Consider the following 25,993-nt stretch of genomic DNA (forward strand, 5'->3'; position numbering starts at 1 on the left):
GTTCGTCGCTGCCCTTGACCGCCACTTGGCTCGTCATCATGTTCTGGAGCCCATGCGAGATCTTTGAGCAGCGTCTCCGACGACGCGATGACAGCGACACCACCAACTGCCTTCAGACCTTGGCCGACCTGTGGGGAACAACGGTGAGGCCTGTGAACGGGCGATCCGCTATCAAGGGCCTCGTTGGGGACTCAGACGCATCCTGTCTCTTCCTGATGCGACGTCGCCCCTGCGGTTATCCTGGCGGTATGGGCGCTCAGCCTGTCCACCCGCACGTTCCTGGGGAGCCCCGGGTGCCGCGTACCGTCGATGGGATCGCCACAGCCCTTCAAGGTGGTCGGCGGATGGAGTTCTACCGCGAACTCGGTATGGCACCTCTAGGCCAGGCCGAGGCGATTTTGCGCCGTTGGTGGTGTGAGGCGATGCTCGACACTGATCCCGAGGCCGATCAGATGCGCAGTGCAGCGCTGGAGGGCACCTTGCCTGTCGTCACTTTCGCGGAGGTCTTTGCTCGCCGTGAGCAGCAGGGCCTGCCCCTTGAGTGAGCTCGAAGAGAAGGGGTAGCCCTGTCATTTCTCTGAGGGGTCGCGGAACTCCTGGCGGATTCACAGATCAGCCACGAGACGAGAGGCAATGTATCCGGACATACCGCTTCTGCTCAGTGGCCGCAACAGCGCAGGGTCCCGCTTGGTAAGGATGGGCACTTGGGCGTCGCCGAGTATGTCGTCGTGGCCGATGCGGCCGAACCGCACTGCGTCATCACCCGTGTCCAGCTGTATTAGATGAGGCGTCTCGCTGGCAGCTTTGTCTTGTGATCTTGCATTCGGGCCTGAGGGGCCTAGATCATTCCCAGTCGATCTCTCCTTCGGCCACCATCTCACGCATGCGAGCCACGGCCGCTGCCCGTCTGCGTCGGTCAACGATCTCTCGGAGGGCGGCGTTGACCGTGTCTTTCTTGGACGAGGTGCCGAGCAACTTCGCGGCCTCGGCCAGGGCTTCGTCGTCGAGGTCGATCAGGGTCTTGGTCATGATGCCACCTCGCCTGTATATACGAATCAGGATTGGTATATCAGCAGTCGGCTCTGCGGCCGTTCGCTTCGGCGGGTGTCACCTCGGCGGCCTCGTCGTCGTACCGGAGCACAACCGGGTGTCGCTGGCGCTCGGTCCCGCGCTGGCCGCCACCGACTTCACCGCCGCGTCGCTCTACGCGACCCTGCGAAGCGCCGATCCGGCGCAGCTCCCCTGAGTCGCGGACTACCCGGCAGAGGCACGACCGCCCGAGGCTCAGGAGCGGGATCTGCTGGAGACCGAGGGCGGGACTCCGGTGCTGGTTGCCGAGCAGCTCGCCTTGAACCAGAACGGGCGGCGACTATCTTTAACTGGCCGCTCTCCTGCCATGGGGAACGGCCAGTGATGTTGTGGGTCACGCGCGAGTCATCCGGTCATTTCTGGAGCTCCAGGCGGTGGTCAGAACCTAGGCGGGCGGTGTTCTCGGCCGTCGCGAAATGACCGGCCATGGCACGAATCTGCACCCGGACAGGCCGCCACCTGCTCGTCACCCGAACCACCCGAACTACTGGAGATCACGACTGGCGTCAGGGGAGCCGTCGAGAGTTTCCGGCGTGATCAGCTCTACCTCGTTCTCCTTCAGCGCGTCCAAAAGATCGGGCGGCGGGGTGGAGTCTGTGACGAGGTAGTCGGCGCCCCCGAGCTCGGACACCTGGGCGAAGAGCCGGCGGCCGAACTTGGAGGAGTCGGCCAGGATCGCCACGCGCGCCGCCCGAGAGATCATCTCTCGCATCATCGCCGCCTCGGCGAGGTTGCTCGTCGTGTATCCGGCGGTCGCGGAAACGGCGCCGACCCCGATCAACGCCAGATCGCAGCTGATGTCCAGCTCGCCTCCGTCGGACGCCCGGAAGCTGACGGGGCCGATGGTGGCCAGCGTGAGAGTGCGGACCGCGCCGCCGAAGACGTACACGTCGCGGACGGCTGAGGGCGGCAGTGCCGGGGGTACGAGCAGGCTGTTCGTCACCACTGTCAGGTCCCGATGGTTGCGCAGGTTCCGGGCCGTGGCGAGAGTGGTCGTACCGCCGTTGATCATGACGATTGACCCATCTTTGACCAGCGACGCGGCAAGTACCGCAATCTTCTCCTTCTCGCGTTCTTCCATCTTGAGCCGCACGTCCACGGCCCGGTCGACCCGGGAAAGGGTCGACTGGCTGACCGCTCCGCCATAGGTGCGGACCAAGACGCCGTCGGCGCTGAGCTGGTCCAAGTCCCGCCGGATCGTGTCGATGGAGACGCCGAAGCGCTCTGCGAGTGCGCTGACCGTGACCTGCCCGGTCTCTGCGACGTATGCCGCCAGTTGGGCCTTACGTCCTGCAGGTAGACGGCGCTGCCGGTCGTCTTCGTCAAGGGTCACTGACCCTCCCATCTCTGCGGTAGTCGCGCTGAAGATCAGCGCAACAGAGGAGTGATACAGGCCTAGAACTGCAGACTACCGCATAACCTTGCCTCTTTCGGGCAAGATGCTGCTTACTCCGGGAGTCTGGCATGGGAAGCCTCCCCTGTCAGTGCACCTCTTCCGGTTGCGTGCCGGACTGTGCGGTTTCTAGCTGTGTTTTGCATTATTAGGTCTTGTGGTGTGGCGTCATGCGTTGTTAATGTGGCGGAAACCAGCAAAGAGCGGTAACACCTGTACAGCAAGGAGGTCGCGATGACCGGAGGCAGCACCCGGTTGCAGGGCCGGACGAGGCGACTACTCGGGGTGATGGCGGTGGCGGTGCTCAGCGCCACCGCCGTGGGGTGTGGTTCCAACTCGGGATCCAGCGCGGGAACAAGCGCGGACGGGACCGTCACGCTGGAGTTCGCGCAGTGGTGGGCGCCGGAGCTTCCGGCGGGATCGTTCGACAAGCTGATGTCGGAATTCACGGCACAGAACCCGAAGATCAAGGTCAAGCTGTTGAGTGGTCCGTACGCCTCCACGAAGCAGCAGTTGGTGTCCGGAGCGGCGTCGAGGACGCTGCCCGATGTTGTGGGCCTCGACGGCGCATGGGTGAGCGACTTCGCCAAGCAGGGTGCCATCGCTGACCTGTCCGAGCTCATGGCGGCCGCGAAGTACGACTCCAGCCAGCTCGCGAGCCAGATCCAGATCAAGGGGAAGACTTACATGATCCCCGTGGTCAACTTCGTCTACCCCCTGTTCGTCAACAAGGATCTGCTCTCGAAGGCGGGGGTCAAGACGCCTCCGAGCACGCGCACGGAGTTCTTGGACGCGGCCAAGAAGATCAGCGCTCTTGGCGGCAACGTCAAGGGCTGGGCCCTGCCCCTCGACACCGCCGTTCCCAACGGCATCCAGAATGACGTGATGTCATGGCTGTGGGCATCGGGCGGCAGCATGCTCACCAAGGACGGGAAGCCCGACCTGACCGGCCAGGGCGTCAAGAGCACCGTGGAGTACGTCAAGAGCCTGAACGACGCGGGCGTCATCGCGCCCGGAGCGCTGACCATGAAAGAGCAGGACAAGGTCGAGAAGTTCTCCACCGGTCAGGTCGGCATGATGATCGACTCCTTGGCTCACATCACGCTGATCAAGAAGAACGATCCCAAGCTGAACTTCACGGTGGTGCCGATCCCGGCCGAGGACAGCTACACCGGCAAGCGCGGCATCCCGTACGCATCCTGGGGCATCGGCGTCGCCGAGTCCTCGGAGCACAAGGCCGAGGCGTTCAAGCTGGTCCAGTTCTTGATGAACAAGCAGGCGAATGCGGAGCTGAGCACGTTGGCGAACGGCTTCCCCGGCAACAAGACGGCCGAGCCGGACTTCAGCAAGAGCGACGCGCTGTTCAAGACGGCCTTCGACATCTACAAGGCGGGCTATCCCGCCAACGAGTTCGTGGGCTTGCCGAAGTCCGAAGACCTGATGCGCAGCTTTGATGAGCAGCTACAGCTCGTGCTCACCGGCAAGCAGAGCGTCGACGACGCCCTCAACAAGGCGCAACAGGCCTGGGCGCCGGTGCTCTGACCTTCCGTACTTCGTGGGCCGCGCCGACCGTGCGGCGCGGCCCCGAACCAAGGAGACATCGATGGAAACCGCGAAACTCGATCCCGCGGCCTCCCCGGGAGCCGCAAAATCGGCACCCGAATCCTCTGCGGTCCGGAGGAGAAGGACGCGGCCTTTCCCCGGGCAGCGTGTTGTCCCGTTCGGCTATCTCTCGCCGACGCTGATCTTGATCTTTGTGCTGATGATCATCCCCATCGCGATGGTGGTCAGCTATTCGTTCAAGGACAACGTGATCGTCGAGCAGAATCCGGTCTTCGCCGGCCTCGCCAACTACACCACGGTGCTTACCGATCCCAACTTCCTGGCCGCGCTGAAGAACACGTTCATTTTCATCACCGTGAGCACTGTCGCTCACCTCGGCCTCGGGCTGGCCTTCGCGACGATGCTCAACACGCCGTTGTTGGGCGGAGTGACGAAAGCCATCTTCCGCATTGTCTACATCCTGCCCTGGCTGTTCACGGTCGCCGTGATCGCGGTCATCTGGCGGCTCATGCTGGACCCGTCCGGGGTGGTCAACTACATCCTGACCACGATCGGCGTGATGCGCGAGGAGGTGAGCTGGCTCTCCGACCCGAACACGGCGCTCTGGGCATTGACCTTCATCAACATCTGGGCCGGCTTCCCCTTCTTCATGATCAGCATCCTCGCCGGGTTGCAGGGAATCTCGCCCGTTCTGTACGAGGCGGCCTCCGTGGACGGCGCGACCGCTTACCGCCGGTTTCGCAATGTGACGATTCCACAGCTGAAACCGGTACTCCTCAGCATGGCCGTGCTCGATCTCATCTGGACCTCTCAGCAGTTCGCCCTCATCTGGATGACCACCGGTGGTGGCCCGCTGAATGTCACCGAGATGCTCAGCACGTACACCTACAAGCAAGCCTTCAGCAGTTACGAGTTCGCCACCGCGTCCGCCGCCGCCGTCATAGTGCTGCTGCTCACGATGATTCTGGCCTTCTTCTACGTTCGCCTGCAAAAGGAGAGGTGATCACCCGTGCTCACCCGCAAAAGGCGGCGCCTCGGCGCGAAGATCGCCGTGCTCGCAGGCTTGTGCATCGGCGCGGCCTTCGCCGGCCTGCCGGTCGTGTGGATGCTGTCGACGTCATTCAAGACCAATGGGGAAGTCTTCCAGGTTCCGCCGCGGCTGATCACCGAGACCTTCTCGTTCGACGCCTACGCGAAGATCCTGGGCGACAGTGCCCAGTTGAGGTTTTTCATCAACAGTTACATCGTCGCGCTGTCGGTGACGGTACTGACATTGTTCGTGGCGATCCTCGCGGCATATGGATTCAGCCGCTACAACTTCCCGATGAAGAGATCCATCAATGCCGTGATCGTCACTGTTCAGGCTGTGCCGCCAATCACACTCGTCATTCCCTACTTCGGCCTCGTGGTGGCGCTCGGCCTGTATAATACTTATGCGGGGTTGATTCTCACGCACATGGTGTTCACCTTGCCCTATGCGATCATCATGATGACCGCGTACTTCAACACCCTGCCCCGGGAATTGGATGAATCCGTCAAGGTGGACGGGGCGTCGAGCTGGACGGCTCTCTGGCGGATCCTGGTGCCCATTTCGGTTCCTGGGCTGGTCGCCGTCGGTGTCTACACCTTCATGATCTCGTGGAACGAATACCTGTTCGCGCTGACCCTCACTCGTACCGACGACATGCGAACCGTTCCCATCGGCATCCAGCTCCTGATGGGCCAGCACTCCTACGAGTGGAATCAGATGATGGCCATGAGCATCCTGGGGTCCATCCCGGTGCTCGTGTTGTTCCTCCTCTTCCAGCGCCGATTCATCGGCGGCCTCACCTCCGGCGCGGTCAAGGCCTGACACCTCATCCCCGTCCCGAGCGATAATCTATTACTCAGAAGGAGAAATACAGCAATGCTTACGACCGGCAAGGTGCTCTTGGCCGTCGCGAACGAAAAATACTTCGCCGTGCCCGCCTTCAACATCAGCGACTACGCCATGTTCAACGGCATCGTGGACATCAGCGAAGAGAAGAACGCGCCGCTTATCATCGGGATCCATCCCGACGAGGTACGGCACATCGGGCCGGACGTGATCGTCGCGATGGCCCAGCGAGCCCACCGCTCGTCCGTGCCGATCGCGATTCACTGGGACCACGGCGCGACCTATCGGGAGATGCTGACCGCGATCCAAATCGGCTTCACCTCGGTGATGATCGATGCCTCGATGAAGTCCTTCGAGGACAACATCGCGATCTCCAAGAAGGTCGCTGACACCGCGCACGCGGTCGGCCTGTCGGTCGAGGCGGAGCTGGGGACGATCGGCAAGACCGACAACGAGGCCGAAGACGGTAGCGACGCGATCATCTACACCGACCCGGCGGACGCCGTGACCTTCGTGCAGGCAACGGGGGTGGACAGTCTCGCCGTGGCCATCGGCACCTATCACGGCATCTACCCGAAGACCCTGAAGCCGGAGCTCAAGCTCGACCTGCTGAAGGAGATCAAGGACCGGGTCAAGATCCCTCTCGTGCTACACGGCGGCTCGGGCAATCCTGATGACGAGATCGCCGAATCGGTCAAGCTCGGTATCAACAAGATTAATATCTCCAGTGACATCAAGCTGGCCTACCACATGAAGATGCGCGAAGTCCTGGCCGATGAGAGCCTGCGTGAGCCGAACTCCATCCAGCCGCCGTGCATCGATGCGATGAAGGTGGTGGCCGCGCAGAAGATCGACCTCTTCGAAGCGGCCGGCAAGGCATCTCTGTACTGATATGACCAGTCAGGTAGTCCTGGGCTTGGGGGGATGCGTCGACTACGAACTCAAGCTGTCCTCGTCGATCCTGGAGCGGCTTGTCGACGAGTACCAGATCCACAATGCCGAGCTGACTTCATCGGTCACCGTGACCAACGAGCGCGAGCTTGTCATTTCCATTCTCACTTATCTCAAAAAGGGCGGAGGAGGCGAGCACTTCGTCGCCTCCTCCGAATGCCTGAGCACATTCGCAGGGCGGTTCCCCACGCGAACGACTCTGGGTGGAACCTCCGTTCGCGCGGCGATGGAGATGAGCCGGCTCGGCGTACCATCCACCCTGCACCTGGTCAGTCTCAACGACATCGTCCGCCGCCTGCTGCCGGCAAGCTGCGACTACATCTGCAGCGGCGACCAGGACACCCTTTATCCGCACCTGATCGTGCAGTACGACCAGGGCATGCGGGTTCGAGCAGGTGACATCGACATCCGTGCGCCATTTCCGAACAGATTGATCTACGTCAACGACCCGGCGAACGAGTCCATGCTGCTGAGTAACGAACTGGGCTCGTTGTTCCGCGACGCACGGGTGTTTCTGATCTCGGGATTCAACGCGGTACGGGACCAGCAGACGCTTGACCGGCGTCTGTCCACGCTGAGAAGCCACATGCGACAACTTCCAGCCGAGGCAGTCGTCTACTACGAGGATGCCGGATTCCACGAGCCGGGCCTCAGCCAACGGGTCCGCGACGCTCTTCTGGAAGTCATCGACATTTACGGACTGAACGAAGACGAGATGCAGTCGCACCTGGGCTACCCCGTCAACCTGCTCTCCGTGACGGAGGTGGCACACGCCCTCGAAGCGCAGCAAGCTCTCATCCCCGTGACGACCCTGGTTGTGCACACCAAGTATTGGTCGGCGGCATTCGGCGAGAGGGCCGGCGAGTACGCGGAGCCACTGAACGAGGGCATCCTGATCGCCAGCACCCGCTACTGCCACGGCGATGAGTACACAGACCACCACTACGAACTCATGCGGAACCGGCCGAGGCGAACGGAGGCGGTGGAGTTCGCGGCGGCTCTGGAAGGCCGAATGGGCGGGGTTGTCCGTTGCCTGCCCGGCTTCGACCTTGACGTTGCCGCGCCCACGACCATCGGGCTCGGCGATGCGTTCGTCGGCGGTTTCCTCGCCGCGGTCTCCCGGGGCGGATCAAGCAGTCATGTGAGATGATCCGCGCCCGCGTCTACCAGCCGTACTTCGCCGCGTCTTTCCCTCGCTTAAAGTGATGCTCCCGCACAAACGCCCTGAAGCGCTGATCGCTTCAGGGCGTTCTCGTACCTGTTGACGGCAAGGATGGCGGTCATGCCGTCCCGCGCTGGCTTGCCCGCGACGGGGATAACCGTTAAATATAATAGTTAACGGTTAGAGGAGGGCCCAATGCAGCAAGAAGTGGTGCTGGCGATGTTGGCCAAGGAGCCCTCGCACGGCTACCAGCTGCGCGCGCGGCTGCGCGACGCGCTCGGCCCTCTCGGTGACGCGATGAACGCCGGGCACGTCTACGTCACGCTGACCCGGCTGGAAAAGGCCGGGCTGCTAGCGGTCGAGAAGTCCGCCGAGGGCGCCGACCGGTCGGATCGCAAGGTGTACGCGCTCACCCCCAGCGGTCAACAGCGAGTCGCCGAGTGGATCGCCGAGGTGGACTGGCCAAGAGGTGATCTCGCGGAGTTCCATCTCAAGCTGATCGCGGCCGCGTCGGCCGGGCTGGCCGACCCGATCACCATCGTCGACACCCAGCGCCGCGAACTGCTGCGCCGACTGCGTGACGCCCAGCGCGCCGCCATGGCCGAGCCGGACCGCTCGAACGCGGCGCTGTTGCTGGAGGGCATCGTGCTCCGGCTTCAGGCGGACCTGCGCTGGCTCGAGGCATGTGAGAGGAACTGGACTCACCGAAGGGGTGGGTCGTGAGCAGCGCCGCCGACACGCCCATAGTGAGCGCCTGCGGGTTGCGAAAGGAGTACGGCAAGGGGGAAGGATTGGTGCGCGCCGTCGACGGGGTTGATCTCGACGCTGGCGCCCACCATGAAGGGCGCGCTAGAACCCCAGGCCGAGGAGCACCGTGTGGGCGTTCTCCAGGCTGTGGACGTGCTTTCCCAGCTTCGCCATAGAGGACACTTTCTCCGTCTTGAGAATCTCGACGAGGTGCCGTGCCAGCCAGTCGCCATCCACTTCGCCAGGACCGCCCGCGTCCAACGTCCACGATCGCACGGTCCGTTCGACCCGCTGCGACCAGCCCAGTTCCTCGCCCGGCGAGAAGTACTTGAACCAGCCCACGATGGTCAGTCGCTCGGCGGAATGGATGGCGAGAACCTGGCGATTTCCCCCGAACACGGTGACGCTCACGTTCCTGCCGATCGCGCACGTCTCGGCGGGCAGCGTGCGGACGAACGCCGACAGCAAAGGTGGCAGCACCGCCCACCGAGGCACCCGCCACCCACCCGGCGTGCTGAGCCCCTCATTGGCGGCGTCCAGATACTCGATGACGAAACCACCCGGCAAATGCGACGGCTCTCCCCACTCGAACGCGGCCTCCCGCCATTCCTCATACGGCTCCGTCGGCTGCAGGGAGAGCTCCGCGCCGGTCTCAGTGGCGCGTAATTCAAGGGATTCGGTGCCTGACCGCCGCCAGCGCAGGAAAGGGGCTCCCCAATCCGGTGACCGCTCGTACCAGGGACCTATCGGGCCATGGCTGCCAACGCTGTTAGCAGCGCCGATCGCGTTCTCCACTGCCTCGGCGTGCCGCCGGAACGCGGCGAACGGTTCTCCCACCAAAGAAATGGGGACGACGAGACCGCGGAACTCGCGGTCGCCGGCGTACCGCCGCTCATGCTCCTGTACCGGCACCAACCGGCCACGCCCCTCGCCCAGCGGCCGCAGCGCCTCGCCGGACCAGTCGCCGGGATCCACCTCGTGCCACAGCCATCTGGCGATGTCGGCGGTGTCGTCCTTCCTCATGGGCGCGATCTTAGGAGGAGCCCGTCAGCCATGCCCGGGTCTATCCAGATTTAGCCATCGTGGAGCGCCACTCGATCTGGTAGCAGCTCGCCCTGGTGGCGGCAACCGTGCTCGTGGTGGCGGCGCTCACTTCCGTCCCCGCCTGCCTCGGCGGCCGTCGTCCCATGACCGAGAATCTCAAAGCCGGACTCGCATGAGCAACGTCCCCACCGATCGGACACCCTGCTAAATGGGAATGACCTTCTGCGGCTCGGGAGAAGCCAGGGGACCGTGAGCCGGCCGAATGAGCCAGGTGGGGGAGACGAGGGCCGCGATCACGGCGGCGAGTACGGGCAGGCAGGCGATCAGCATGGCGATCGCCGTCCATGGGGTTTCGAAAGGTACTCGCGGGGGCGGATCCCAGTCGATCGAGGTGGTCATGGGCCACACCAGGAACAGGCCGATGACGCACCCGGCGGTCGCGCCGATCGCCGTGCCACATGCCGCACTGACGGCCGCTCGGCAGGCGGCGAGGAACCGCAGCGCTGCGACTGAGCCGCCGCTGATCCGTAGCAGAATGCGCGCCGCGCCGGCCGAACGGGTTGCGGCCAGTGCGCCGGCGAGGGCGATGAGAATCATTACCGCAACGACGTACAGCCAGTAAGTCGGTGCCTGATATCCCCGCTCGACGTAAGTGACGGCGATTTCGCCCAGTCGGCGGTCGAGTCGCTCCTGCTCGGTCGTCGAAACGCGATAATGCGAAGGGTCGATGATGAACTGATGGAGCTGTAGCTGGACACCAAGGTCTTGCACCACCTCGCGGGGCACAAAGAGCCTTCCGAAACGGGGATCAGGGGGTCTGACAGTGATCATCGGAATGGCCTTGATGGCGGTAGAGCCCTCGGTCAGGGAGAAGGAGTATCGGATCTCCGCTGAGGCGGTTTCTTCGTCGTCTGTCGAGACCACCACGGCTGTGCCCTTGTCATAAGGCGTCGAAGGATTGCCCGTGAGGTAGCGCAGCAACGCCTGGTCGCCAACGTAGGGAGCAGACCAGCTGCTGTAGCCGGTCGCCACATCGAAAGTGCCCGGTCCGCGAGCAGAACTATTCTCTGCGATGGATACGCCGGGTAACTCGTGCTGGATGGCCGCCCGCACGGTGGCCGTCTGATCTGCGGAGAAGCCCTCCACGACGAGTGCGCCTGGCCGGGCATCGGGATAGTAGTTCGCCCCGCCCTGCGCCGTCATGGCAGGTGCGATGATCATCAGCGCTGTCGCGACGGCGGCCGCGGCCATTGTCGTCGCCACTCCCGCGGCGGTTCGGGCGGGTGCGCCACACACATGACGGACGGCCGTCCGAAGCGCTCGCGGCAGAAATACGGCGTGGCGCCGGAGCACTTCCAGCAGCCATGGGACGAAGGGACCCAAGCCGAAAATCAGCAGTGCTCCACCGAATATGCCTGCCAGGGCGGTCATCGCCGAATCGAAGTCGTCATAGTGCTTGTCCTCTTGCGTGGACCACGCGGTAAGCGCCATCACCGCGATGCCGAACGTCGCCACGACCGCTCCCCAGACCAGGGGATACAGGCTCATACGAGTCCGCCGGCCACGGGGGGCCGACAGCATCGCGAAGAATATCGAGCCGCATACGACTGCCGTCGGGATGCCCAGGACCACCAAGAGAACCACGATCATGAATGATACGGAGCTCGTTAGCACCCCATCCACCTCGACCGAGAAGAGGAAATGCCGCAGCCGCGTCATGATTGATCTACGGTTGTCTCGACCGGAGGTGTGCATGCCTGAGGTGGCTTCGCTGCGCCCGGGGGACCCCCGAAGACGGGGCGAGTACAGCATCGACGGACTGCTGGCCGACGACAGCGTCTACCTGGCCAGAAGCGACACGGGAGAGCGTGTCACGATCAAGATGTTCCGGGCTCGATCCGCGGCGGTCTTGGCGCAGGTCCAGGAGATCCAGAAGGTACGGCTGCCCGACGCCTACCACACCGTACAGATCATCGACAGCGGTGTGGCGGACGGCCTGCCGTACATCGTGATGGAGTTCGTGGACGGCGACACGCTGGAGCGGACCGATTCGGCTGACCTCGTACCTCTACCAAGAGAAGGGGAAGCTCGGCAGTCCGGCATATGTTCGCGAACGCGGCACCAACAGGTTCCAGCAACTCGCCGAGTACCGGAACACGGTCCTGTCACCGGATGGCACCATGTTCGCCGGCGTCTACGCCTTTCCGCGGTTCGCGGGGGAGGACGCCAATGAGGCGCAGTTCACCGAACGTACGACGGGACGGCGGTTCTCCGTGCCCACCGTGGCTCCCTCGCTCCACGTCAAGTCTCCGCAATGGTCCGGGGACGGCAGGCGGCTGCTGCTGACGGCGTACTCGGACAAGGAGGCCGTGGGGCCGGTCGTCGTGGACGTCGCCGCGCGGCGTGGCACGCTTACCCGGATCGACACGCCGGGCACCGGCACCCAGCCCTACCTGTGGCTCCCGGACGGCTCCGGGGTCGTCCGGATCGCCGGCAAGACACAGCTCCGTGCTTACTCCCTCAACGGCACCGTCCTGCGCACGTATCCGGACGCCGCCGCGGCCGTCAACACCGACGAGTGGTTCTCCCCTTCGGGCCGCCGGCTCGCCGCGATCTGTCCGGGCAAGCCCGCCGCCGCCTGCCTGCTCGACACCGCCACCGGCGAGCGCCAGACCCGGGTGCCGCTGCCCACGGGCACCACGCTGTGGGGCTGGTTCAACGAGGACCATCTCCTGGTGTACGGGGACGGGACGGTCGACGTACTCGACGGGGCGGGCCGGCCGGTCCGGAGACTGGCCGAACTCGAAACCGGCGACAAGGGCTCCTGGGAAGTGCACTTCACGCGGGCCTGGTAGCGCCCGGAGCGCCATGAAAAGGCGCCCGCAAATCTTGGTCAACTGTTCCGAACAGAGATGCGCCCCGAACATTCACCAGGCCCAGGCATGTTTCCCTGTTGGCGGCGATGCCGACAGGTCAGTCGTTACCGACAGGACAAATGTCCATTTTCATATAGGGGCGGCCCGATGGGCTTTCTTGCTAAATTCATCGGTGGCACGGGGGCCGCTGTGCTCGCGCTGGGTGCGATGCCGCTGCCGGCACACGCGAGGTCTGCCCCGGTGAAGGACGTGACCGTCGCGTGCGACCCGGACGCGCTCGTCACGGCGATCCGCACAGTCAACGGGATCGGAGCCGCCAGGCTCCTTCTCGCGCCGTACTGCGACTACAACTACGCCACCGCGAACGACCCCGGGGACGCGTTGCCGGTCATCACGGGCGACATCACCCTGGTGGGCGGGCCGAGCACGAAGATCAGGCGGGATCCGACCGCACCTGGCCTCTTCCGTGTCCTGGAGGTCGCATCCGGGGCGACGCTCCATGTCCAGAGGATCTCCATCCTGGGCGGAAGGACGACGGGCCTCGGCGGTGGAATCCTCAACGCGGGCACCGTGGTTCTGGACCGGACCACCCTTGCCGGCAACCGCGCAGGAAACGGCGGCGCGTTCGCTAATAATGCGGACGCCACAGCGACGATCTTCCTCAGCCGGCTCAACGCGAACTCGACAATGGGCGTCGGAGGCGGCGCGATAATCAACTCGGGGACGCTGACGCTCTCCAAGAGCGTCCTGGCCGGGAACAGCGCACCGGTCAACGGCGGTGGGCTGAACACCCAGGCGACCGGCGTGTCGCACCTCATCAACAGCACCTTGGACAACAACGTATCCGGCAGCCTGGGCGGAGGCATCTCCAACCTGGGAACCACCACGCTCGATCGCGTCCTGGTCACGCGGAACAAGGGATCAGCAGGCGGTGGAATCTCCACCGGCAACACCAATGTCGTCATCCAGAACTCGACTATCCGTGACAACATCCCCGACAACTGCAATCCGCTGAACACTATTCCGGGCTGCGTCGACTAGCCGTCGGCTCAGCAGACTGCTGGTCGGTGCTCGGTTCGTCGCGGGGCCAGATCTGCCTGCCTCGAGGCAGATCTCTGATGCCGCCACCTTCCGGGATCATGCCCCAGAGGAAGGGGATCAGATACTGAGGCGGTTCGCCCAGGAGCACGGCCAGCTCGTCCTCGGTGACGGTGAGGGTGAATGTCGAGCCTGGCCGGCCGGAGTTCCATCCTTGTTCGACGGCTCGCCGGACGCATCCCGCGACGAGGACAGGACGGACCGCGATCGTTCGCTCTCCGTTCCAGTTGTCCGGCCGGGCGCAGGAGAGGGTCACCATGAGAACGCTGCCCGGTTCCTGGGCTCGCTCAACGGCGAAGGTGAGAGGACTGGAGCCGGTGCCTTCGCGGTACGTGGGCTTGTGACTGACCCGCCAGCGGAAGGCAGTGCCGTCGACGGTGATGAGCCGTGACCCCTTCTTGGGCATCGCCACAGCGGCCTCCAGAACCAGCGAGAAGTGATGCGGAACGCCCGCAAGCCTAGAGGGAGGGCTGGGTCATGGCGCGGTGGACCGCCTCGAGGAGGGATGCGGCTCTCCGGTCCGGTACGCCTTCTTGAACGTGGTTCATGACATATCCGAACGCCAGGCCGCTCGCCGGGTCGGCGAAGCCGAGCGATCCGCCGTAGCCGGGGAACCCGAAGGCGGTCGGGCTGTACCAGAAGACGTCGGGTGTCGGCAGCCCGAAACCGGTGCCGATCCGGACGGGCACCCGCAGGATGCGGTCGATACCACTGACCTGCTCCGCGGTCGCCGCGGCCAAGGTCTCGGCGGAGAGAATGCGATGCCCGTCGACCTCGCCGATGAGCGCGGCGTAGAAGCGGGCCAGTGCGCGGGCCGTGCAGATGCCGTTGCTGGAGGGCATCTCAGCGGACTGCTCGTCGGGGTTGTTGTGGTCCAGCGGCGGCGTGATGACGGTCAACAATGACCGCACGGTCAACGACGTCGGGTCGGCGAAGGCTCTCATCACCTCGCGCACGGATTCGGGAAGGGCGTCCAGGTCGAGGGCGGCCATGGACGCCAAGTCGGGCGCGTCGGCGATGATCCGGCTGACCCGATGCCGCTCGGCTTCCGGCAGCCCGATCCACAGGTCCAGGTCTATCGGCGCGGCGATCTCTTCGGCGAGGAACGTGCCGATGCTGCGGCCGGTCACCCGGCGAACGACCTCTCCGACCAGCCAGCCGTAGGTAATCCCGTGGTAGCCATGTTCGGTGCCCGGCTCCCAGGACGGGCGCTGGGCGGCCAGTGCGGTCACCATCGGCTCCCAGGCGATTGCCTGAGCCGGGGTGATCGGGTGGTCGATCGTGGGCAGTCCGGCCTGGTGGGTGAGCAGCCAGCGGACGGGGATGCGGTCTTTTCCGTTCGCCGCGAACTCCGGCCAGTACTCGGCTACGGGCGCGTCGAGGTCGAGTTCGCCGCGCTGGGCCAGCAGGTGCGCGCAGGCGGCGGTGACGCCCTTGGTGGTGGAATAGACGACCTGCAGGGTGTCGCGCTCCCAGCGGCGGCCGGTCTCGGGATCGGCGATTCCGCCCCACAGGTCGACGACCTTGCGACCGTGGAGGTAGACGCTGACCGCCGCGCCCACTTCCTGGTCACCGGCCAGATTGGCGGCGAATGCCGTACGCACTCCTTCGAAGCCTGGTGCGGTGTCCCCGCTGATTTCGGGCATGCGTCATCGCCTTCCGGTCTTGTGGTGGTTTGCCGGGAAGTGCTAGCTGCGCCATTTCTCGATGAGCCAGGCGCAGACTTCCGGCTCGGTCATCTCGGGAAACTCTTCGGTGAACGTGCGGAGCGCGCGCAGCGCCTCGCCCCGCTCCAGGCCACGCAGCCCGGCGTGCTTGAGGTACTCCTGACGTGCGGCGGAAGGACGGCCTCCGCCCGCGCCGCGGCCAGGCAGGCCGTTGCGCCACTGCACGATCTCGTCCAGCCGGTCGGCCCGCCAGCCGGGAACTCCGTCGATCTCGACGTCGGGCTCGGGAAACGGGTGACTCGAATCGCTCGGATAGCGGGAGCGCCACTTGTGCACCGCGTGCCGGCTCACCCCCAGCGCCTCGGCGATGCCGACTCCGCCGAGGTAGTGCTCGATCATGATGCACCAACTTGTCGGTACGGCCTCCTGGGGACCCCATGCCTACCACGGCCGAGCCGTAAGCCTTGGAACCTTGTCTCCGGCAGAGACGACGATAGACCGAGCGAGAAATATCGTCAACAACGGAGACGAAGTTTCCCGAGAGGCATGAGCGCGGGCTGAGGGGAAGGTGAGGAAGTGTGATGACCGAACGCGCCGCGCTTTCCCCCTCAGAGCAGGCGACCATACGAGAACTGCTCGACGCCGACCGTCAGAGGACCACGGCCCGCGTCGCCATCCTGGGCCGCGACCGGGAGGAGATCGTCAAATCGTCGGCGCTGACCGCCTCCGACGACGAGCACGACCCCGAAGGAACGTCCACCGCCTTCGAACGGGCCCACGTCCAAGCCCTCCTCGACCAGGCCGTGAGCCACCTCGCCGAACTGGACCTCGCCTTCGAACGGCTACGCGATGGCACCTACGGGATCTGCGCGAGATGCGGGCAACGCATCGCCATCGAGCGCCTGACGATCCTCCCGGCCACCAAGACCTGCGTCAGCTGCGCCTCCGGCCACCGCTGACCCGGCGGGAGATGGTCTCGAAGTCGGCGTCGGCATGCAGCATGGTCAGCTTGTGAAGATCATGTGCGTCGGGACCTCGAGGTCTTCGCTCTCGTAGAGCTTGGCTATGGCCTCGGGGTTGTCGTCGGCGCAGGTCGTGGCGATCATGTCCATGAGCGAGTCGTAATCGGGACCGGTGGCGCCTTGGTAGGAAGCCTCCATGCGGCCCCATTCGTCCCAGGGCAGCATTTCGATCTTCTGAAGGGCGGCCAGGTCGCGGATCGCGTTGCCCCGGATTTCGGCCGCTCCCCACGCGTGCGCGACTCCCGCGACGCCGAACGAGTCAGGATCAACGGAGCCTTCGCGATAGAGGCGCCAAGCTTCGCCACCGGTCAGGAACTCTCCGGTGGCCAGGTCTTCGGGGGCGGCGACCAGGTTCTGGCCGAGGATCTCGCTGTCGATGCGCACCCAACGCCGTTCGTCGGTGCGCCAGTATTCCGTGATCCAATGGTCGACGCTCTTGCCGGGAATGAAGTATGTGGCGAAGCCGCACCGGGCGCGAGCGGGGATGCCCTGGAGGCGGAGAAGAGCGCAGCTGACAAGAGCGAAGTGACGGCACGTGCCCACCACTCGCAGGTGTGCGGGACGTGGGACATCCAGCGGGGCGGGGTCGAGGCTGGTGAGCGATCGGATGATGTCGCTTGTGCCGCGGAGGTTCTTCTCGGCCAGGCGTTCCGGGGGGATCGGCAGGGAGGCGGCATCGTTCGGGTGGACGATGAGGCCTTGTGTGATCTTGCAGATGTCCACTGGGGTGGTCGGGAGGCGTTCGGTGAGTGGTGACTGATCGGCATCAAGACGCGTGAAGACACCCGGACGGCGGTAATCGATGGTGCTCGCTGCCATGTCGGCACCGTAGCGAGGGCCACTGACATTTCCGCCTCCGGTTGGCGCCGCGACTGATTGTCCAAGGGAGGGAAGGGGAGGGGGAGGAGGTCGTCCGCGGGAAAGGGAGACCATGGACGTCGCGGAAGTCGGGGTGCGGATCCCGGTCGGTGACGTGGCGCTGGACGCCGACGTCGCCGTGCCCGGTGAGCTGCGTGGGGTGGTGCTGTTCGCGCATGGCAGCGGCAGCGGCCGGCACAGCCCGCGCAACCGCTACGTCGCGGCGCAGCTTCAGGCCGCGGGCCTGGTCACCGTGCTGGCCGACCTGCTGACCGCGGCGGAGGAACGGCGCGATGCCGTGACCGGTGAGCTCAGGTTCGACATCGGCCTGCTCGCCGGCCGCGTGGCCGCGCTGACCGACTGGGCCGGGGCCGACTCCAGGACCGCGGGCCTCGGCATCGGGCTCTTCGGCGCGAGCACCGGCGCCGCCGCGGCCCTGGTCGCCGCGGTGGAGCGGCCCGATGCGGTGCGTACCGTCGTCTCCCGCGGAGGGCGGCCCGATCTGGCCGGTGACCTCCTCGCCGGGGTGCGCCAACCCACCCTGCTCATCGTCGGCGGCGACGACTCGGTGGTCATCGACCTCAACCGCTGGGCGCGGCAGCGATTGCCCGGCGAGGTCCGGCTGGAGATCGTGCCGGGCGCGTCACACCTGTTCGTGGAGCCCGGCACGCTGGAGCAGGTGGCCCGCCTGGCCACGGACTGGTTCGTCACCCACCTGTGAAAGCCCGTCTGTGAAAGCCCACCTGTGAAAGCCCGCCGGCCGTCGAGTCCGGCCGGAGTCATCCCTGCTGGTACGCCGGGGCGGGGCCGGTGAGATAGCGCTGGATCGTCGGGCCGAGCCAGGCGACCGTCTCCTCGTTGGACATCAGCCGCGCGGGCGGGAAGGCGAGGATGTACCGCACCAGCGCGATGCCCAGAATCTGGGCGCCGACCAGCGCGGCGCGGGTCGGCGTCTGCTCGGGATCGCCGGTCAGCCTGACGACCAGCGGGGCGAGCTGCTCGGCGAAGATGGCGCGCATGCGTTCGGCCACGGCCTCGTTGGTGACGGCGGTACGCAGGAGCGCCTGCAGCGCGTCGTCGGCCTCCCAGCGGTCGAGGAAGTGGCGCACCAGGGCGGAGCCCACCTGCTCACGGTCGATGCCGGTCAGGTCGGGCAGGCGCAGGTCGAATTCGGCCGCCACGGCGAACAGCTTCTCCTTGCTGCCGAAGTACCGCATGACCATCGCGGGGTCGATCCGCGCGTCGGTGGCGATGGCCCGGATCGTCGCCCGCTCATAGCCGTCCGCGGCGAAGCGCTCGCGGGCCGCGGCCAGGATGAGCGCCTTGGTCTGCTCCGAAGATCTCCTCATGTCAACAAGTGTAGGCCAACGCTTGTTGACATCCAATCCGCCCGGGGTTAGCTTGATGCCAACAAGCGTTGACCAAGGAGGAGCGATGGATTCGGACGTACTGATCGTTGGGGCCGGGCCCGTCGGGCTGACCGCGGCGATCGTCCTGACGCAGCAGGGTCACACGGTCACGATCGTGGACGCGCAGGCCGAGAGCCTCAACACGTCCAGAGCCGCCGTCGTGCACCCGCGTACCCTGGAACTGCTCAAGCCGTACGGCGTGGCGTCGGCGATGACCGCGCACGGAGTCCACACCCCGCGCTTCACCATCCGCGACCGGGACCGCGTGCTCGTCCCGGTGCCCTTCGACGGCCTGGACACGCCCTTCCCCTACACCTTGATGATCTCCCAGGCGGACACCGAGGCGTTCCTCCTGGCCAGGCTGGAGGAGCTCGGCGGCAAGGTGCTGCGCCCCGCCACGGTGACCGGCATCGAGCAGGACGCCGAAGGCGTCACCGCCACCCTCGACGACGGGCGGCGGATCCGTGCCGCCTACCTGATCGGCGCCGACGGGATGCACAGCATGGTCAGGGAGAGCGCCGGGATCGCCTTCGACGGCGGCGCCTATGCGGAGTCGTTCGCGCTCGCCGACGTGCGCCTTTCCGGTGGTGTTCCGCAGAACGAGGTCATCCTCTACTTCTCGCCCGCGGGGCTGGTGGTCGTCGCGCCGCTGCCCGGCGGGTCCTACCGGATCGTCGCCACGGTGGAGGAGGCGCCCCAGCGGCCCGATGTCGCGTTCGTCCAGCAGTTGCTGGACGAACGCGGGCCCGAGGCCGAACCCGCCGTCGTGCACGAGGTCATCTGGGGATCTCGCTTCCGCGTGCACCACCGCATCGCCGTCAGCTACCGCAAGGACCGCATCCTGCTGGCCGGCGATGCCGCGCACGTCCACTCTCCCGCCGGCGGCCAGGGCATGAACCTCGGCATCGACGACGCCGTCACCCTGGGCGAGGCCCTCTCCCGCGTGCTGCGGGGCGCCTCGCCCGACCTGCTCGACGGCTACGCCACCGGTCAGCGGCCGCAGGCCGAGAAGGTGGTCGCCCTGGCCGGCACGCTCACCGCGCTGGCCACGGCCGCGTCCGGGAAGCGGCTGCTGCGCAATCTGGTCCTGAGGCTGGCGGGTAAGATCCCCGCCGTTCGGCACCGTCTGGCCTGGCAGCTGTCCGGCCTGAATCGCCGATGAGCTCGCCGGCGGCTGGTCGACGCCGGTGCGGCCACGGCGACCAGCGCGCCGCCACCGCCGATCCGGCGAGCCATGACCGGCTTCCTTATCCGCCCAGCCGCAGCATCACCTTGCTGCTGCCGCTCGCCGGATCGGCGGCGACGGCGAGTGCCTCGGCGGCCTGGTCGAGGGCGAAGCGGTGGCTGATGATCGGGGAGACGTCGAGGCCGTCCCGCATCGCGTCCAGGGCGTCGTCGATCTCCTCGGCGAAGCGGTACGAGCCGATCCAGGTGATCTCCCTGGTCACGAGGTCGCCGAGGGCTGAGAGGGCGGGCGTGCCGGGCAGGCTGCCGACCTGGACCAGGGTGCCGCCGCGGGCCGTCGCCCGCAGGACGGAGCCGAGCACGGCCGGGATGCCCGTGGCCTCAAAGACCAGCTCGACATCCTGGGGGAGTGTCGCGTCCCCGCTGATGTCGAGGGTCTCGTCCGCGCCCATGGCGCGGGCGACGGCGAGTGACGTCTTGGCGATGTCCGAGGCGATGACCGTGGCCGCCCCGTGGTGTTTCGCGGCGGCCACGACCAGTGAGCCGATCGAGCCGGTGCCGTTGACCAGCACCGTCTTCCCGCGCAGGTCCCCGGCGCGGGACACGGCGTGCATCGCCACGGCCAGGGGCTCGGCGAGGGCGCCGTGCTCGGTGCTGATGCCTTCGGGCAGTGGCCGGATCTGGGCCGCGCGGACCACGCGGTATTCGCTGAAACCGCCGTCGGTGTGGGGGTCGAAGGCGGCCGACCCGAAGTAGCGGACGCGGGGGTAGAGGTTCGTGCGGCCGGCGAGCCGGTCGGGCAGGCGGCCGTCACCGATCAGCTCCGCCGGGTGCACGGTGACCGGCTGGCCCACCGCGAGACCGCTGACACCCGTGCCGACGCCGGCGATCCGGCCGGCGACCTCGTGCCCGAGCACCAGCGGGTGCTTGAGTACTGCGGTCCCGGAGGCCCCGTGCTTCCAGTACGTGATGTCGGAGCCGCAGATCCCGCCCCATTCCATGGTGAGGAGGACCTCTCCCTCCCCCGGTGCCGGATCGGGGCGTTCGTCGATCCGGAGGTCGCCGGGGCCGTGCACGACGACGGACTTCATACCGCGTCCTCCAGAAGGACCAGGTCGCGCCTGCGGGTCTCCGGGGCGAGGATCGTGGACAGCAGGGTGATGAGCGAGTAGACGACGAGCATCGCCGCGATGGGCCACCAGCTACCGGTGACGGCGGTGAGGGTCGCCGCGACGACCGGGCCGATGGCGGTGGCCAGGATGCCGCCGATCTCCTTGGCGAGGGCGAGCTGGGTGAAGCGGGTCCGGGAGCCGAACAGCTCGGCCATCGTGACGCTCTCCAGCGAGAACAGGCTCAGGACGCCGATGTTCAGCCCGAAGATCATGCCCAGCATCAGCGCGGCCGTGCTGCCGGAGGTGATCAGCAGCATCATCGGGAACGCGAAGGCGGCGGTCAGCAGGGTCACCGCGATGTACATGGGGCGGCGGCCGAACCGGTCGCCGAGCAGGCCGACCAGCGGCACGGTGACGAACCCCAGCAAGGAGCCGTAGACGATGGCGCTGGTCGGGATCGACCGGTCGACGAGCAGCGTGGTGGCGAGATAGCCGACGAGGAAGGTCTGGACCAGGCCCGAGTTGCCGGCCTGGCCGAACCTCAGCCCCAGGGCCAGGAAGAACGCCTTGCCCTTGCGCTGCCGGAGCCCGGCCTCGAGAACGCTCTTGTTCTCCTCCTGGAAGACGGCCTCGGCCTGGGTACGGGACATCGCGACGCCGTCCACGACGTCGGGCCGCTCCTCGAAGACCGGGCTCTCCTTGAGATTCCGGCGTACCCAGACCGCGAAGACCATGAGCACGAAGCTCAGCAGGAACGGCAGCCGCCACCCCCACGAGAGCAGTTGCTCCTCACTGAGGACGGCGAGCAGGATCGCCCACAGGCCCGACGCCGCCAGCGTGCCGGTGTTGGTGCCGAGCGACACCAGCGACGCGACCAGGCCGCGCCGCTTCACGGGGGCGTACTCGGCGAGCATGACCGTGGCTCCGGCGATCTCGGCGCCGGCCCCGAAGCCCTGGACGAGCCGCAGGACGACCAGCAGGATCGGGGCCAGGATGCCGATCACCGCGTAGGTCGGCAGTACGCCGATCAGCGTGGTCGACGCGCCCATCAGCAGGATGGTGATGATCAGGACCTTCTTGCGGCCGATCCGGTCGCCCATCCGGCCGAAGTAGATGGCGCCGGCCAGCCGGGCGACGTATCCGACGCCGTAGGTGGCCATGGCGGCGATCAGCCCGATCGCCGGGCTGACGTCCGGGAAGAAGATCTTGTTGAAGACGATGGCGGCCGCCAGCGAGTACAGCTGGAAGTCCATGAACTCCATCGCCGTGCCGAGCCAGCCGGACATGGCCGCCCTGACGAGGTCACGGGTTGTTCTTGTCACGGGGCCCGCGGGCTCCGTCTGTGTGCTGTCTTTCATCGCGAACTCCGAGGTAGGTCAGATCTCGACGCGGCCGGCCCGCAGTGCGGGGAGCCGGGCGGCGGTGCCGGAGACGAGCGCGCCGTCCCCGGCCAGGTCCGCCGCGCCCAGCACGCTGAGCAGCCGGCGGATGGTGTCTTCGTGGTCGGACGTCTCGTGCCAGCAGGCCGCCAGTTCCGCGGCGGCGGGGTCCGTCGTGCCGAACGGCTGCCCGCCGTCGGCGGGCCGGGTCGCGTTCGCCCAGGCGGCGAGCGCGAGCTCGAGCGTCGGAGTGCCGGCGGAGGCGGCGCGCAGCGAGCGGAGGGCGCCGAACCAGCGTTCCGGGATCTTCCGGGAGCCGTCGGAGCCGATCTGCCGGAGCAGGTGCCGCATCCCGGGGTTGCGGAACCGCTCGACCAGGTCGTCAGTGTACGTGGCCGAGTCCGGCCCGTCGGCGGGCAGTGTCGGTGCGATCTCCGCGCCCAGGGCCCGGACCAGCCGTTCACCCCAGCCGGTCGCCATGACGTCGGCGATCGTCGCGCAGCCGGCCGCCGCTCCGAGGTAGGCCATGGCCGAGTGGGACCCGTTGAGCAGCCGCAGCTTCGTGAGCTGGTACGGCCCGACGTCGGGAACGAACAGGGCGCCGTCGAGCTCCCACGGCGGACGCGGGCCGGCGAAGGAGTCCTCCAGCACCCACTGCCGGTACGGCTCGCCGACGACCGGCACCTCGTCACGCACGCCGAGCGCGATACGCGCCGCCTCCCGGTCCGCATCGGTCGTCGCGGGCACGATGCGGTCGACGATCGTGGCGGGGAAGGCGACCGCCGTGGCCAGCCGGTCGAGCACGGCCTGCCGGTCCGGCCACGACGAGGCTTCGACGAAGCCGCGTACCACCGTGCCGAGCGCGGCGCCGTTGGCGGCCATGTTGTCGCAGGACACGACGCTGATCGGGGCGCCGTTGACCCGCATCCGCGCGGCGAGCCCCGCGGCGAGCCGGCCGACGACCGTGGTGATGTCCGCCGCCTCCCTCGCCGCGAGGTCCGCGGCGATCTCCGGTGCTCCGGTGTCGAGCTCGCCGGTGCCGGGGCGGCGGTAGTAGCCGCTCTCGGTGATCGTCAGGGTCAGCACGGTGACGTCGGGGTCGGTGAGCAGGTCGTCGACCCGCCCGGCGTCCGGGCGCATCCCCAGGGCGTCGATGATCGACCCGACCGCGCGGGTGGTGGTGGCCGCCGGGTGGCGTTCGGTCACCGAGTACAGGCAGTCCTGGGCGCGCATCGCCTTGACCACCCGCGTCGAGTTCGGGGCCACGGCGACGATGCCCCACGGCTCGCCGCCGCGGGCTGCCGCGTTCTCGGTGTAGACCGCCTGGTGGGCCCGGTGGAACGCGCCGAGGCCGAAGTGCAGGATCCGCGGGCGCAACTGCCGGGGATCGACGGCCGGGCGCAGCTCAGGAGCGATCCGGTCGAGCGTGGCGAGGCTCAGCGAGGGCGTCGTGAAGGTCTTCACCAGTCATGCACCGAACCGTCGAGGCGCCGGGCGACAGGCAGGTAGCGAGCCTCGTAGGGGAAGCGCGCGGCCGCCTTCTCGTCGTACTCGACGTCGAGGCCGGGCTCCTCTGACGGGTACAGCATGCCGTCGGACAGCGTCACTCCGCTGCGGAAGACCTCCGCGGTCTCGTCCGCGTGGCCCATGTACTCCTGGATGCCGAAGTTCGGCACCGAGATGTCGACGTGCACCGCGGCGGCGAGGGTGATCGGCGAGAGGTCCGTCGCCCCGTGTGAACCGGTGCGGACCTGGTAGAGCGCGGCCAGGTCGAAGATCCGGCGCAGGTGCGTGATCCCGCCGGCGTGGACGACCGTGGTGCGTACGTAGTCGATGAGCTGCTCGGTGATGAGGTGCTGGACGTCCCAGATGGAGGTCAGCGCTTCGCCCACCGCGATCGGCGTCGTCGTGTGCTGCCGGATGAGCCGGAACGACTCCTGGTTCTCGGCCGGGGTCGGGTCCTCCATCCAGAACAGCCGGCAGTCCTCGACCCGCTTGCCGAAGCGGGCCGCCTCGATGGGAGTGAGCCGGTGGTGGATGTCGTGCAGGAGGTGGAAGCCGAAACCGAAGCGCTCGCGGACGGCTTCGAGGTAGGTCGGCGCGAACCCGAGGTAGGCCTCGGTGTCCCAGGGCTGCTCGTCGGGCAGCGAGGTCGCGGCCGGCTCGTACACCTTGCCCTTGCGGACTCCGTAGGTGCCGCCGACGTTCGGGACGGCGGCCTGGGCGCGTACGGCCTTGTAGCCGAGATCGAGAAACCGCTCGACATCGTCGAGCAGGGCGGGGACGTCCGCGCCGCTGGCGTGCGAGTAGACCATGACGCCGTCGCGGGATCGGCCGCCGAGCAGTTGGTAGACCGGCAGGCCGGCGACCTTGCCCTTGATGTCCCACAGGGCCGTGTCCACGGCGGAGATCGCCGTCATCGTGACGGGGCCGCGGCGCCAGTACGCGCCACGGTAGAGGTACTGCCACATGTCCTCGATGCGCGCCGGATCCTTGCCGATCAGCAGGGGCACGAGGTGCTCCTGCAGGTAGCTCGCGACGGCGAGCTCACGACCGTTCAGGGTGGCGTCGCCGAGGCCGGTCACGCCGTCAGACGTCGTGATGCGCAAGGTGACGAAGGTCCGCCCCGGGGAGGCGACGAACACCTCGGCACGCTCGATCTTGCTCACAGGTCCCACTCCTTCGGACAGTCTTCATCGTGGTCGGCAGGCTGCGTCAGGAGGCGGCCACTAGTCGAGCAGTACTGATATACAAGCATCTGTCGCACAGATGCGCAATAGCGGTTGTGCGCCCGCCGAAGGTCTGCTCGCTCAGGCATCCTGCCCCGGTAGGGTGAGCGTGTGGCCGGATCGAATCAGCGGCGGACCAGCCGACGCACTGTCTACGAGGCCCTGCGCCGCAAGGTCCTGACCCTCGAGCTCCCGCCGGGGACGGCCCTGTCCGAGAACGAGCTGGCGGCCTCGCTCAAGGTGAGCCGCACACCGGTCCGGGAGAGTCTGATCCTGCTGTCCGAAGAGGGCCTGGTCCAGATTTTTCCCCAGGTCGGGTCGTTCGTCTCGCGTGTCGACCCGGCCAGGGTGGCCGACGCGCAGTTCCTCCGCGAGGCCGTGGAGATGGCCTCCCTCGAGGATCTGCCGGCCGAGCTCGACTCCCAACTGGTCGACGCACTCCGGCGCAACCTCAGGGAGCAGCAGCGGCCGGGCCTCGATCTCGAGGGGTTCTTCGAGCTCGATGAGGCGTTCCACCAAGGCCTGCTGCGGCTGAGCGGGCATGGCAGCGCCTGGACGACCGTGGCCTCGGCCAAGGGGCATCTCGACCGCGCCCGCCGGCTCGGCCTCCACGAGACTCCGGCGACGGACTTCGCCGCCCAGCACGTCCAGATCCTCGACGCGGTGCTCGCCGGCGACGTCGCGCTGGCCCGCACGGCCATGCGCACCCACCTGAGAGCCGTCTTCAACGACGTCGAACGCATCCGGGAGCACTCGCCCGAGCTGTTCGCGACGGATTCGGGATCGGCCCCGGTGCGCCGCAACGTCGTCGTCTGGGAGTAGCCGCCGGGCTT

Annotated in this window: 28 protein-coding genes and 1 pseudogene; 16 read left to right on the forward strand and 13 right to left on the reverse strand. The window is 66.8% G+C overall.

The window, feature by feature from the left end:
* The first annotated feature begins 344 nt into the window (after positions 1–344).
* The gene (locus tag KLK06_RS48800; RefSeq protein WP_214642604.1) at positions 345–545 is read left to right on the forward strand and encodes a hypothetical protein; all 201 of its coding nucleotides are present in this window, start codon (positions 345–347) and stop codon (positions 543–545) included.
* Between the two features lie 298 nt (positions 546–843).
* Here KLK06_RS48800 and KLK06_RS48805 read toward each other — a convergent pair whose 3' ends face one another.
* Positions 844–1,029 (reverse strand): type II toxin-antitoxin system VapB family antitoxin, encoded by a 186-nt coding sequence (locus KLK06_RS48805; protein WP_214642605.1) that lies wholly within the window; start codon positions 1,027–1,029, stop codon positions 844–846.
* Between KLK06_RS48805 and KLK06_RS48810 the strand changes: the two genes are divergently transcribed.
* Both KLK06_RS48810 and KLK06_RS63375 read left to right on the forward strand, forming a co-directional pair.
* Positions 1,028–1,246: a hypothetical protein gene (locus tag KLK06_RS48810; RefSeq protein ID WP_214642606.1), complete on the forward strand. Its 219-nt coding sequence runs from the start codon at positions 1,028–1,030 to the stop codon at positions 1,244–1,246. The genes KLK06_RS48805 and KLK06_RS48810 overlap by 2 nt on opposite strands.
* Positions 1,247–1,273: 27 nt before the next feature.
* Positions 1,274–1,414 (forward strand): annotated as a pseudogene (locus KLK06_RS63375) (hypothetical protein); the annotation flags it as partial.
* 159 nt (positions 1,415–1,573) lie between these two features.
* Here KLK06_RS63375 and KLK06_RS48820 read toward each other — a convergent pair.
* On the reverse strand, positions 1,574–2,422 hold the full coding sequence (locus KLK06_RS48820; RefSeq protein ID WP_214642607.1) for a DeoR/GlpR family DNA-binding transcription regulator: 849 nt from the start codon (positions 2,420–2,422) through the stop codon (positions 1,574–1,576).
* 294 nt (positions 2,423–2,716) lie between these two features.
* Here KLK06_RS48820 and KLK06_RS48825 point away from each other — a divergent pair, with 294 nt between their 5' ends.
* From KLK06_RS48825 to KLK06_RS48850, 6 genes are all read left to right on the forward strand, one after another.
* On the forward strand, positions 2,717–4,024 hold the full coding sequence (locus tag KLK06_RS48825; protein ID WP_214642608.1) for a sugar ABC transporter substrate-binding protein: 1,308 nt from the start codon (positions 2,717–2,719) through the stop codon (positions 4,022–4,024).
* A 61-nt stretch (positions 4,025–4,085) separates the two neighbouring features.
* The gene (locus KLK06_RS48830; RefSeq protein WP_214642609.1) at positions 4,086–5,048 is read left to right on the forward strand and encodes a carbohydrate ABC transporter permease; all 963 of its coding nucleotides are present in this window, start codon (positions 4,086–4,088) and stop codon (positions 5,046–5,048) included.
* A 6-nt stretch (positions 5,049–5,054) separates the two neighbouring features.
* Positions 5,055–5,897 carry a carbohydrate ABC transporter permease gene (locus tag KLK06_RS60860; protein WP_214642610.1) on the forward strand — a complete coding sequence of 281 codons (843 nt, stop codon included), beginning with the start codon at positions 5,055–5,057 and terminating at the stop codon, positions 5,895–5,897.
* Between the two features lie 54 nt (positions 5,898–5,951).
* Positions 5,952–6,812: a ketose-bisphosphate aldolase gene (locus KLK06_RS48840; RefSeq protein ID WP_214642611.1), complete on the forward strand. Its 861-nt coding sequence runs from the start codon at positions 5,952–5,954 to the stop codon at positions 6,810–6,812.
* Position 6,813: 1 nt separating this feature from the next.
* The gene (locus KLK06_RS48845; RefSeq protein WP_214642612.1) at positions 6,814–8,022 is read left to right on the forward strand and encodes an ADP-dependent glucokinase/phosphofructokinase; all 1,209 of its coding nucleotides are present in this window, start codon (positions 6,814–6,816) and stop codon (positions 8,020–8,022) included.
* A gap of 207 nt (positions 8,023–8,229) precedes the next feature.
* Entirely contained in the window at positions 8,230–8,757 is a 528-nt protein-coding gene (locus tag KLK06_RS48850) for a PadR family transcriptional regulator (protein WP_214642613.1), read from the forward strand.
* A 126-nt stretch (positions 8,758–8,883) separates the two neighbouring features.
* Here KLK06_RS48850 and KLK06_RS48855 read toward each other — a convergent pair whose 3' ends face one another.
* Both KLK06_RS48855 and KLK06_RS48860 read right to left on the reverse strand, forming a co-directional pair.
* Positions 8,884–9,804 carry a hypothetical protein gene (locus KLK06_RS48855; RefSeq protein WP_214642614.1) on the reverse strand — a complete coding sequence of 307 codons (921 nt, stop codon included), beginning with the start codon at positions 9,802–9,804 and terminating at the stop codon, positions 8,884–8,886.
* A 225-nt stretch (positions 9,805–10,029) separates the two neighbouring features.
* Positions 10,030–11,544, reverse strand: coding sequence for a hypothetical protein (locus tag KLK06_RS48860; RefSeq protein WP_214642615.1), 1,515 nt, complete (start codon positions 11,542–11,544; stop codon positions 10,030–10,032).
* A gap of 34 nt (positions 11,545–11,578) precedes the next feature.
* On the opposite strand from KLK06_RS48860, the gene KLK06_RS48865 reads away from it, so the two are divergent.
* From KLK06_RS48865 to KLK06_RS48875, 3 genes are all read left to right on the forward strand, one after another.
* A complete protein-coding gene (locus KLK06_RS48865) occupies positions 11,579–12,058 on the forward strand; it encodes a hypothetical protein (protein WP_214642616.1) in 480 nt (159 codons plus the stop codon).
* Positions 12,006–12,680: a hypothetical protein gene (locus tag KLK06_RS48870; RefSeq protein ID WP_214642617.1), complete on the forward strand. Its 675-nt coding sequence runs from the start codon at positions 12,006–12,008 to the stop codon at positions 12,678–12,680. Before KLK06_RS48865 ends, KLK06_RS48870 begins: the two co-directional genes overlap by 53 nt.
* 261 nt (positions 12,681–12,941) lie before the next feature.
* Positions 12,942–13,742, forward strand: a complete 801-nt coding sequence (locus KLK06_RS48875) for a hypothetical protein (protein ID WP_214642618.1) — start codon at positions 12,942–12,944, stop codon at positions 13,740–13,742.
* Here the strand turns inward: KLK06_RS48875 and KLK06_RS48880 are convergent.
* The 3 genes from KLK06_RS48880 to KLK06_RS48890 are packed head-to-tail and all read right to left on the reverse strand — an operon-like array spanning position 13,720 to position 15,865.
* A complete protein-coding gene (locus KLK06_RS48880) occupies positions 13,720–14,211 on the reverse strand; it encodes a hypothetical protein (RefSeq protein WP_214642619.1) in 492 nt (163 codons plus the stop codon). The two genes, KLK06_RS48875 and KLK06_RS48880, sit on opposite strands and share 23 nt — an antisense overlap.
* Before the next feature lie 46 nt (positions 14,212–14,257).
* On the reverse strand, positions 14,258–15,445 hold the full coding sequence (locus tag KLK06_RS48885) for a serine hydrolase domain-containing protein (RefSeq protein ID WP_214642620.1): 1,188 nt from the start codon (positions 15,443–15,445) through the stop codon (positions 14,258–14,260).
* 42 nt (positions 15,446–15,487) lie between these two features.
* On the reverse strand, positions 15,488–15,865 hold the full coding sequence (locus tag KLK06_RS48890; RefSeq protein WP_214642621.1) for a hypothetical protein: 378 nt from the start codon (positions 15,863–15,865) through the stop codon (positions 15,488–15,490).
* Positions 15,866–16,047: 182 nt separating this feature from the next.
* Between KLK06_RS48890 and KLK06_RS48895 the strand changes: the two genes are divergently transcribed.
* The gene (locus KLK06_RS48895; RefSeq protein WP_214642622.1) at positions 16,048–16,425 is read left to right on the forward strand and encodes a TraR/DksA C4-type zinc finger protein; all 378 of its coding nucleotides are present in this window, start codon (positions 16,048–16,050) and stop codon (positions 16,423–16,425) included.
* Between the two features lie 45 nt (positions 16,426–16,470).
* Here the strand turns inward: KLK06_RS48895 and KLK06_RS48900 are convergent, their stop codons facing one another.
* Positions 16,471–17,307, reverse strand: a complete 837-nt coding sequence (locus KLK06_RS48900; RefSeq protein WP_214642623.1) for a transglutaminase-like domain-containing protein — start codon at positions 17,305–17,307, stop codon at positions 16,471–16,473.
* Between the two features lie 112 nt (positions 17,308–17,419).
* On the opposite strand from KLK06_RS48900, the gene KLK06_RS48905 reads away from it, so the two are divergent.
* Positions 17,420–18,067, forward strand: coding sequence for a dienelactone hydrolase family protein (locus KLK06_RS48905; protein WP_214642624.1), 648 nt, complete (start codon positions 17,420–17,422; stop codon positions 18,065–18,067).
* 58 nt (positions 18,068–18,125) lie between these two features.
* On the opposite strand, the gene KLK06_RS48910 is transcribed toward KLK06_RS48905, so the two are convergent.
* On the reverse strand, positions 18,126–18,695 hold the full coding sequence (locus KLK06_RS48910) for a TetR family transcriptional regulator (protein ID WP_214642625.1): 570 nt from the start codon (positions 18,693–18,695) through the stop codon (positions 18,126–18,128).
* An 85-nt stretch (positions 18,696–18,780) separates the two neighbouring features.
* Here KLK06_RS48910 and KLK06_RS48915 point away from each other — a divergent pair, with 85 nt between their 5' ends.
* On the forward strand, positions 18,781–19,917 hold the full coding sequence (locus KLK06_RS48915; protein ID WP_214642626.1) for an NAD(P)/FAD-dependent oxidoreductase: 1,137 nt from the start codon (positions 18,781–18,783) through the stop codon (positions 19,915–19,917).
* A gap of 85 nt (positions 19,918–20,002) precedes the next feature.
* Here the strand turns inward: KLK06_RS48915 and KLK06_RS48920 are convergent, their stop codons facing one another.
* From KLK06_RS48920 to manD, 4 genes are read right to left on the reverse strand one after another with little or no spacing between them, the layout of a single operon-like run.
* Positions 20,003–21,031 (reverse strand): L-idonate 5-dehydrogenase, encoded by a 1,029-nt coding sequence (locus KLK06_RS48920; RefSeq protein WP_214642627.1) that lies wholly within the window; start codon positions 21,029–21,031, stop codon positions 20,003–20,005.
* Positions 21,028–22,374: an MFS transporter gene (locus tag KLK06_RS48925; protein WP_308168781.1), complete on the reverse strand. Its 1,347-nt coding sequence runs from the start codon at positions 22,372–22,374 to the stop codon at positions 21,028–21,030. The genes KLK06_RS48920 and KLK06_RS48925 overlap by 4 nt, the downstream gene beginning before the upstream one ends.
* A gap of 54 nt (positions 22,375–22,428) precedes the next feature.
* Complete coding sequence (locus KLK06_RS48930) at positions 22,429–23,895, reverse strand: mannitol dehydrogenase family protein (protein WP_214642629.1); 1,467 nt, start codon at positions 23,893–23,895, stop codon at positions 22,429–22,431.
* Positions 23,892–25,100, reverse strand: a complete 1,209-nt coding sequence (manD, locus tag KLK06_RS48935; RefSeq protein ID WP_214642630.1) for a D-mannonate dehydratase ManD — start codon at positions 25,098–25,100, stop codon at positions 23,892–23,894. The genes KLK06_RS48930 and manD overlap by 4 nt, the downstream gene beginning before the upstream one ends.
* Positions 25,101–25,271: 171 nt before the next feature.
* Between manD and KLK06_RS48940 the strand changes: the two genes are divergently transcribed.
* Entirely contained in the window at positions 25,272–25,982 is a 711-nt protein-coding gene (locus KLK06_RS48940) for a GntR family transcriptional regulator (protein WP_214642631.1), read from the forward strand.
* The last annotated feature ends 11 nt before the right edge of the window (positions 25,983–25,993 follow it).

Source organism: Nonomuraea sp. NEAU-A123, from assembly GCF_018603905.1.
Classification (GTDB): domain Bacteria; phylum Actinomycetota; class Actinomycetes; order Streptosporangiales; family Streptosporangiaceae; genus Nonomuraea.

Excerpts from the sequence above, each read along its gene's own strand:
- KLK06_RS48890 (WP_214642621.1), bottom strand. The coding sequence starts at position 15,865 with ATGATCGAGCACTACCTCGGCGGAGTCGGCATCGCCGAGGCGCTGGGG.
- KLK06_RS48920 (WP_214642627.1), bottom strand. The coding sequence starts at position 21,031 with ATGAAGTCCGTCGTCGTGCACGGCCCCGGCGACCTCCGGATCGACGAA.
- KLK06_RS48855 (WP_214642614.1), bottom strand. The coding sequence starts at position 9,804 with ATGAGGAAGGACGACACCGCCGACATCGCCAGATGGCTGTGGCACGAG.
- KLK06_RS48800 (WP_214642604.1), top strand. The coding sequence starts at position 345 with ATGGAGTTCTACCGCGAACTCGGTATGGCACCTCTAGGCCAGGCCGAG.
- KLK06_RS48865 (WP_214642616.1), top strand. The coding sequence starts at position 11,579 with ATGCCTGAGGTGGCTTCGCTGCGCCCGGGGGACCCCCGAAGACGGGGC.
- KLK06_RS48805 (WP_214642605.1), bottom strand. The coding sequence starts at position 1,029 with ATGACCAAGACCCTGATCGACCTCGACGACGAAGCCCTGGCCGAGGCC.
- KLK06_RS48900 (WP_214642623.1), bottom strand. The coding sequence starts at position 17,307 with ATGGCAGCGAGCACCATCGATTACCGCCGTCCGGGTGTCTTCACGCGT.
- KLK06_RS48845 (WP_214642612.1), top strand. The coding sequence starts at position 6,814 with ATGACCAGTCAGGTAGTCCTGGGCTTGGGGGGATGCGTCGACTACGAA.
- KLK06_RS48830 (WP_214642609.1), top strand. The coding sequence starts at position 4,086 with ATGGAAACCGCGAAACTCGATCCCGCGGCCTCCCCGGGAGCCGCAAAA.
- KLK06_RS48915 (WP_214642626.1), top strand. The coding sequence starts at position 18,781 with ATGGATTCGGACGTACTGATCGTTGGGGCCGGGCCCGTCGGGCTGACC.
- KLK06_RS48910 (WP_214642625.1), bottom strand. The coding sequence starts at position 18,695 with ATGAGGAGATCTTCGGAGCAGACCAAGGCGCTCATCCTGGCCGCGGCC.
- KLK06_RS48840 (WP_214642611.1), top strand. The coding sequence starts at position 5,952 with ATGCTTACGACCGGCAAGGTGCTCTTGGCCGTCGCGAACGAAAAATAC.
- KLK06_RS48850 (WP_214642613.1), top strand. The coding sequence starts at position 8,230 with ATGCAGCAAGAAGTGGTGCTGGCGATGTTGGCCAAGGAGCCCTCGCAC.
- KLK06_RS48825 (WP_214642608.1), top strand. The coding sequence starts at position 2,717 with ATGACCGGAGGCAGCACCCGGTTGCAGGGCCGGACGAGGCGACTACTC.
- KLK06_RS48860 (WP_214642615.1), bottom strand. The coding sequence starts at position 11,544 with ATGACGCGGCTGCGGCATTTCCTCTTCTCGGTCGAGGTGGATGGGGTG.
- KLK06_RS48895 (WP_214642622.1), top strand. The coding sequence starts at position 16,048 with ATGACCGAACGCGCCGCGCTTTCCCCCTCAGAGCAGGCGACCATACGA.
- KLK06_RS48905 (WP_214642624.1), top strand. The coding sequence starts at position 17,420 with ATGGACGTCGCGGAAGTCGGGGTGCGGATCCCGGTCGGTGACGTGGCG.
- KLK06_RS48885 (WP_214642620.1), bottom strand. The coding sequence starts at position 15,445 with ATGCCCGAAATCAGCGGGGACACCGCACCAGGCTTCGAAGGAGTGCGT.
- KLK06_RS48810 (WP_214642606.1), top strand. The coding sequence starts at position 1,028 with ATGATGCCACCTCGCCTGTATATACGAATCAGGATTGGTATATCAGCA.
- KLK06_RS48870 (WP_214642617.1), top strand. The coding sequence starts at position 12,006 with ATGTTCGCCGGCGTCTACGCCTTTCCGCGGTTCGCGGGGGAGGACGCC.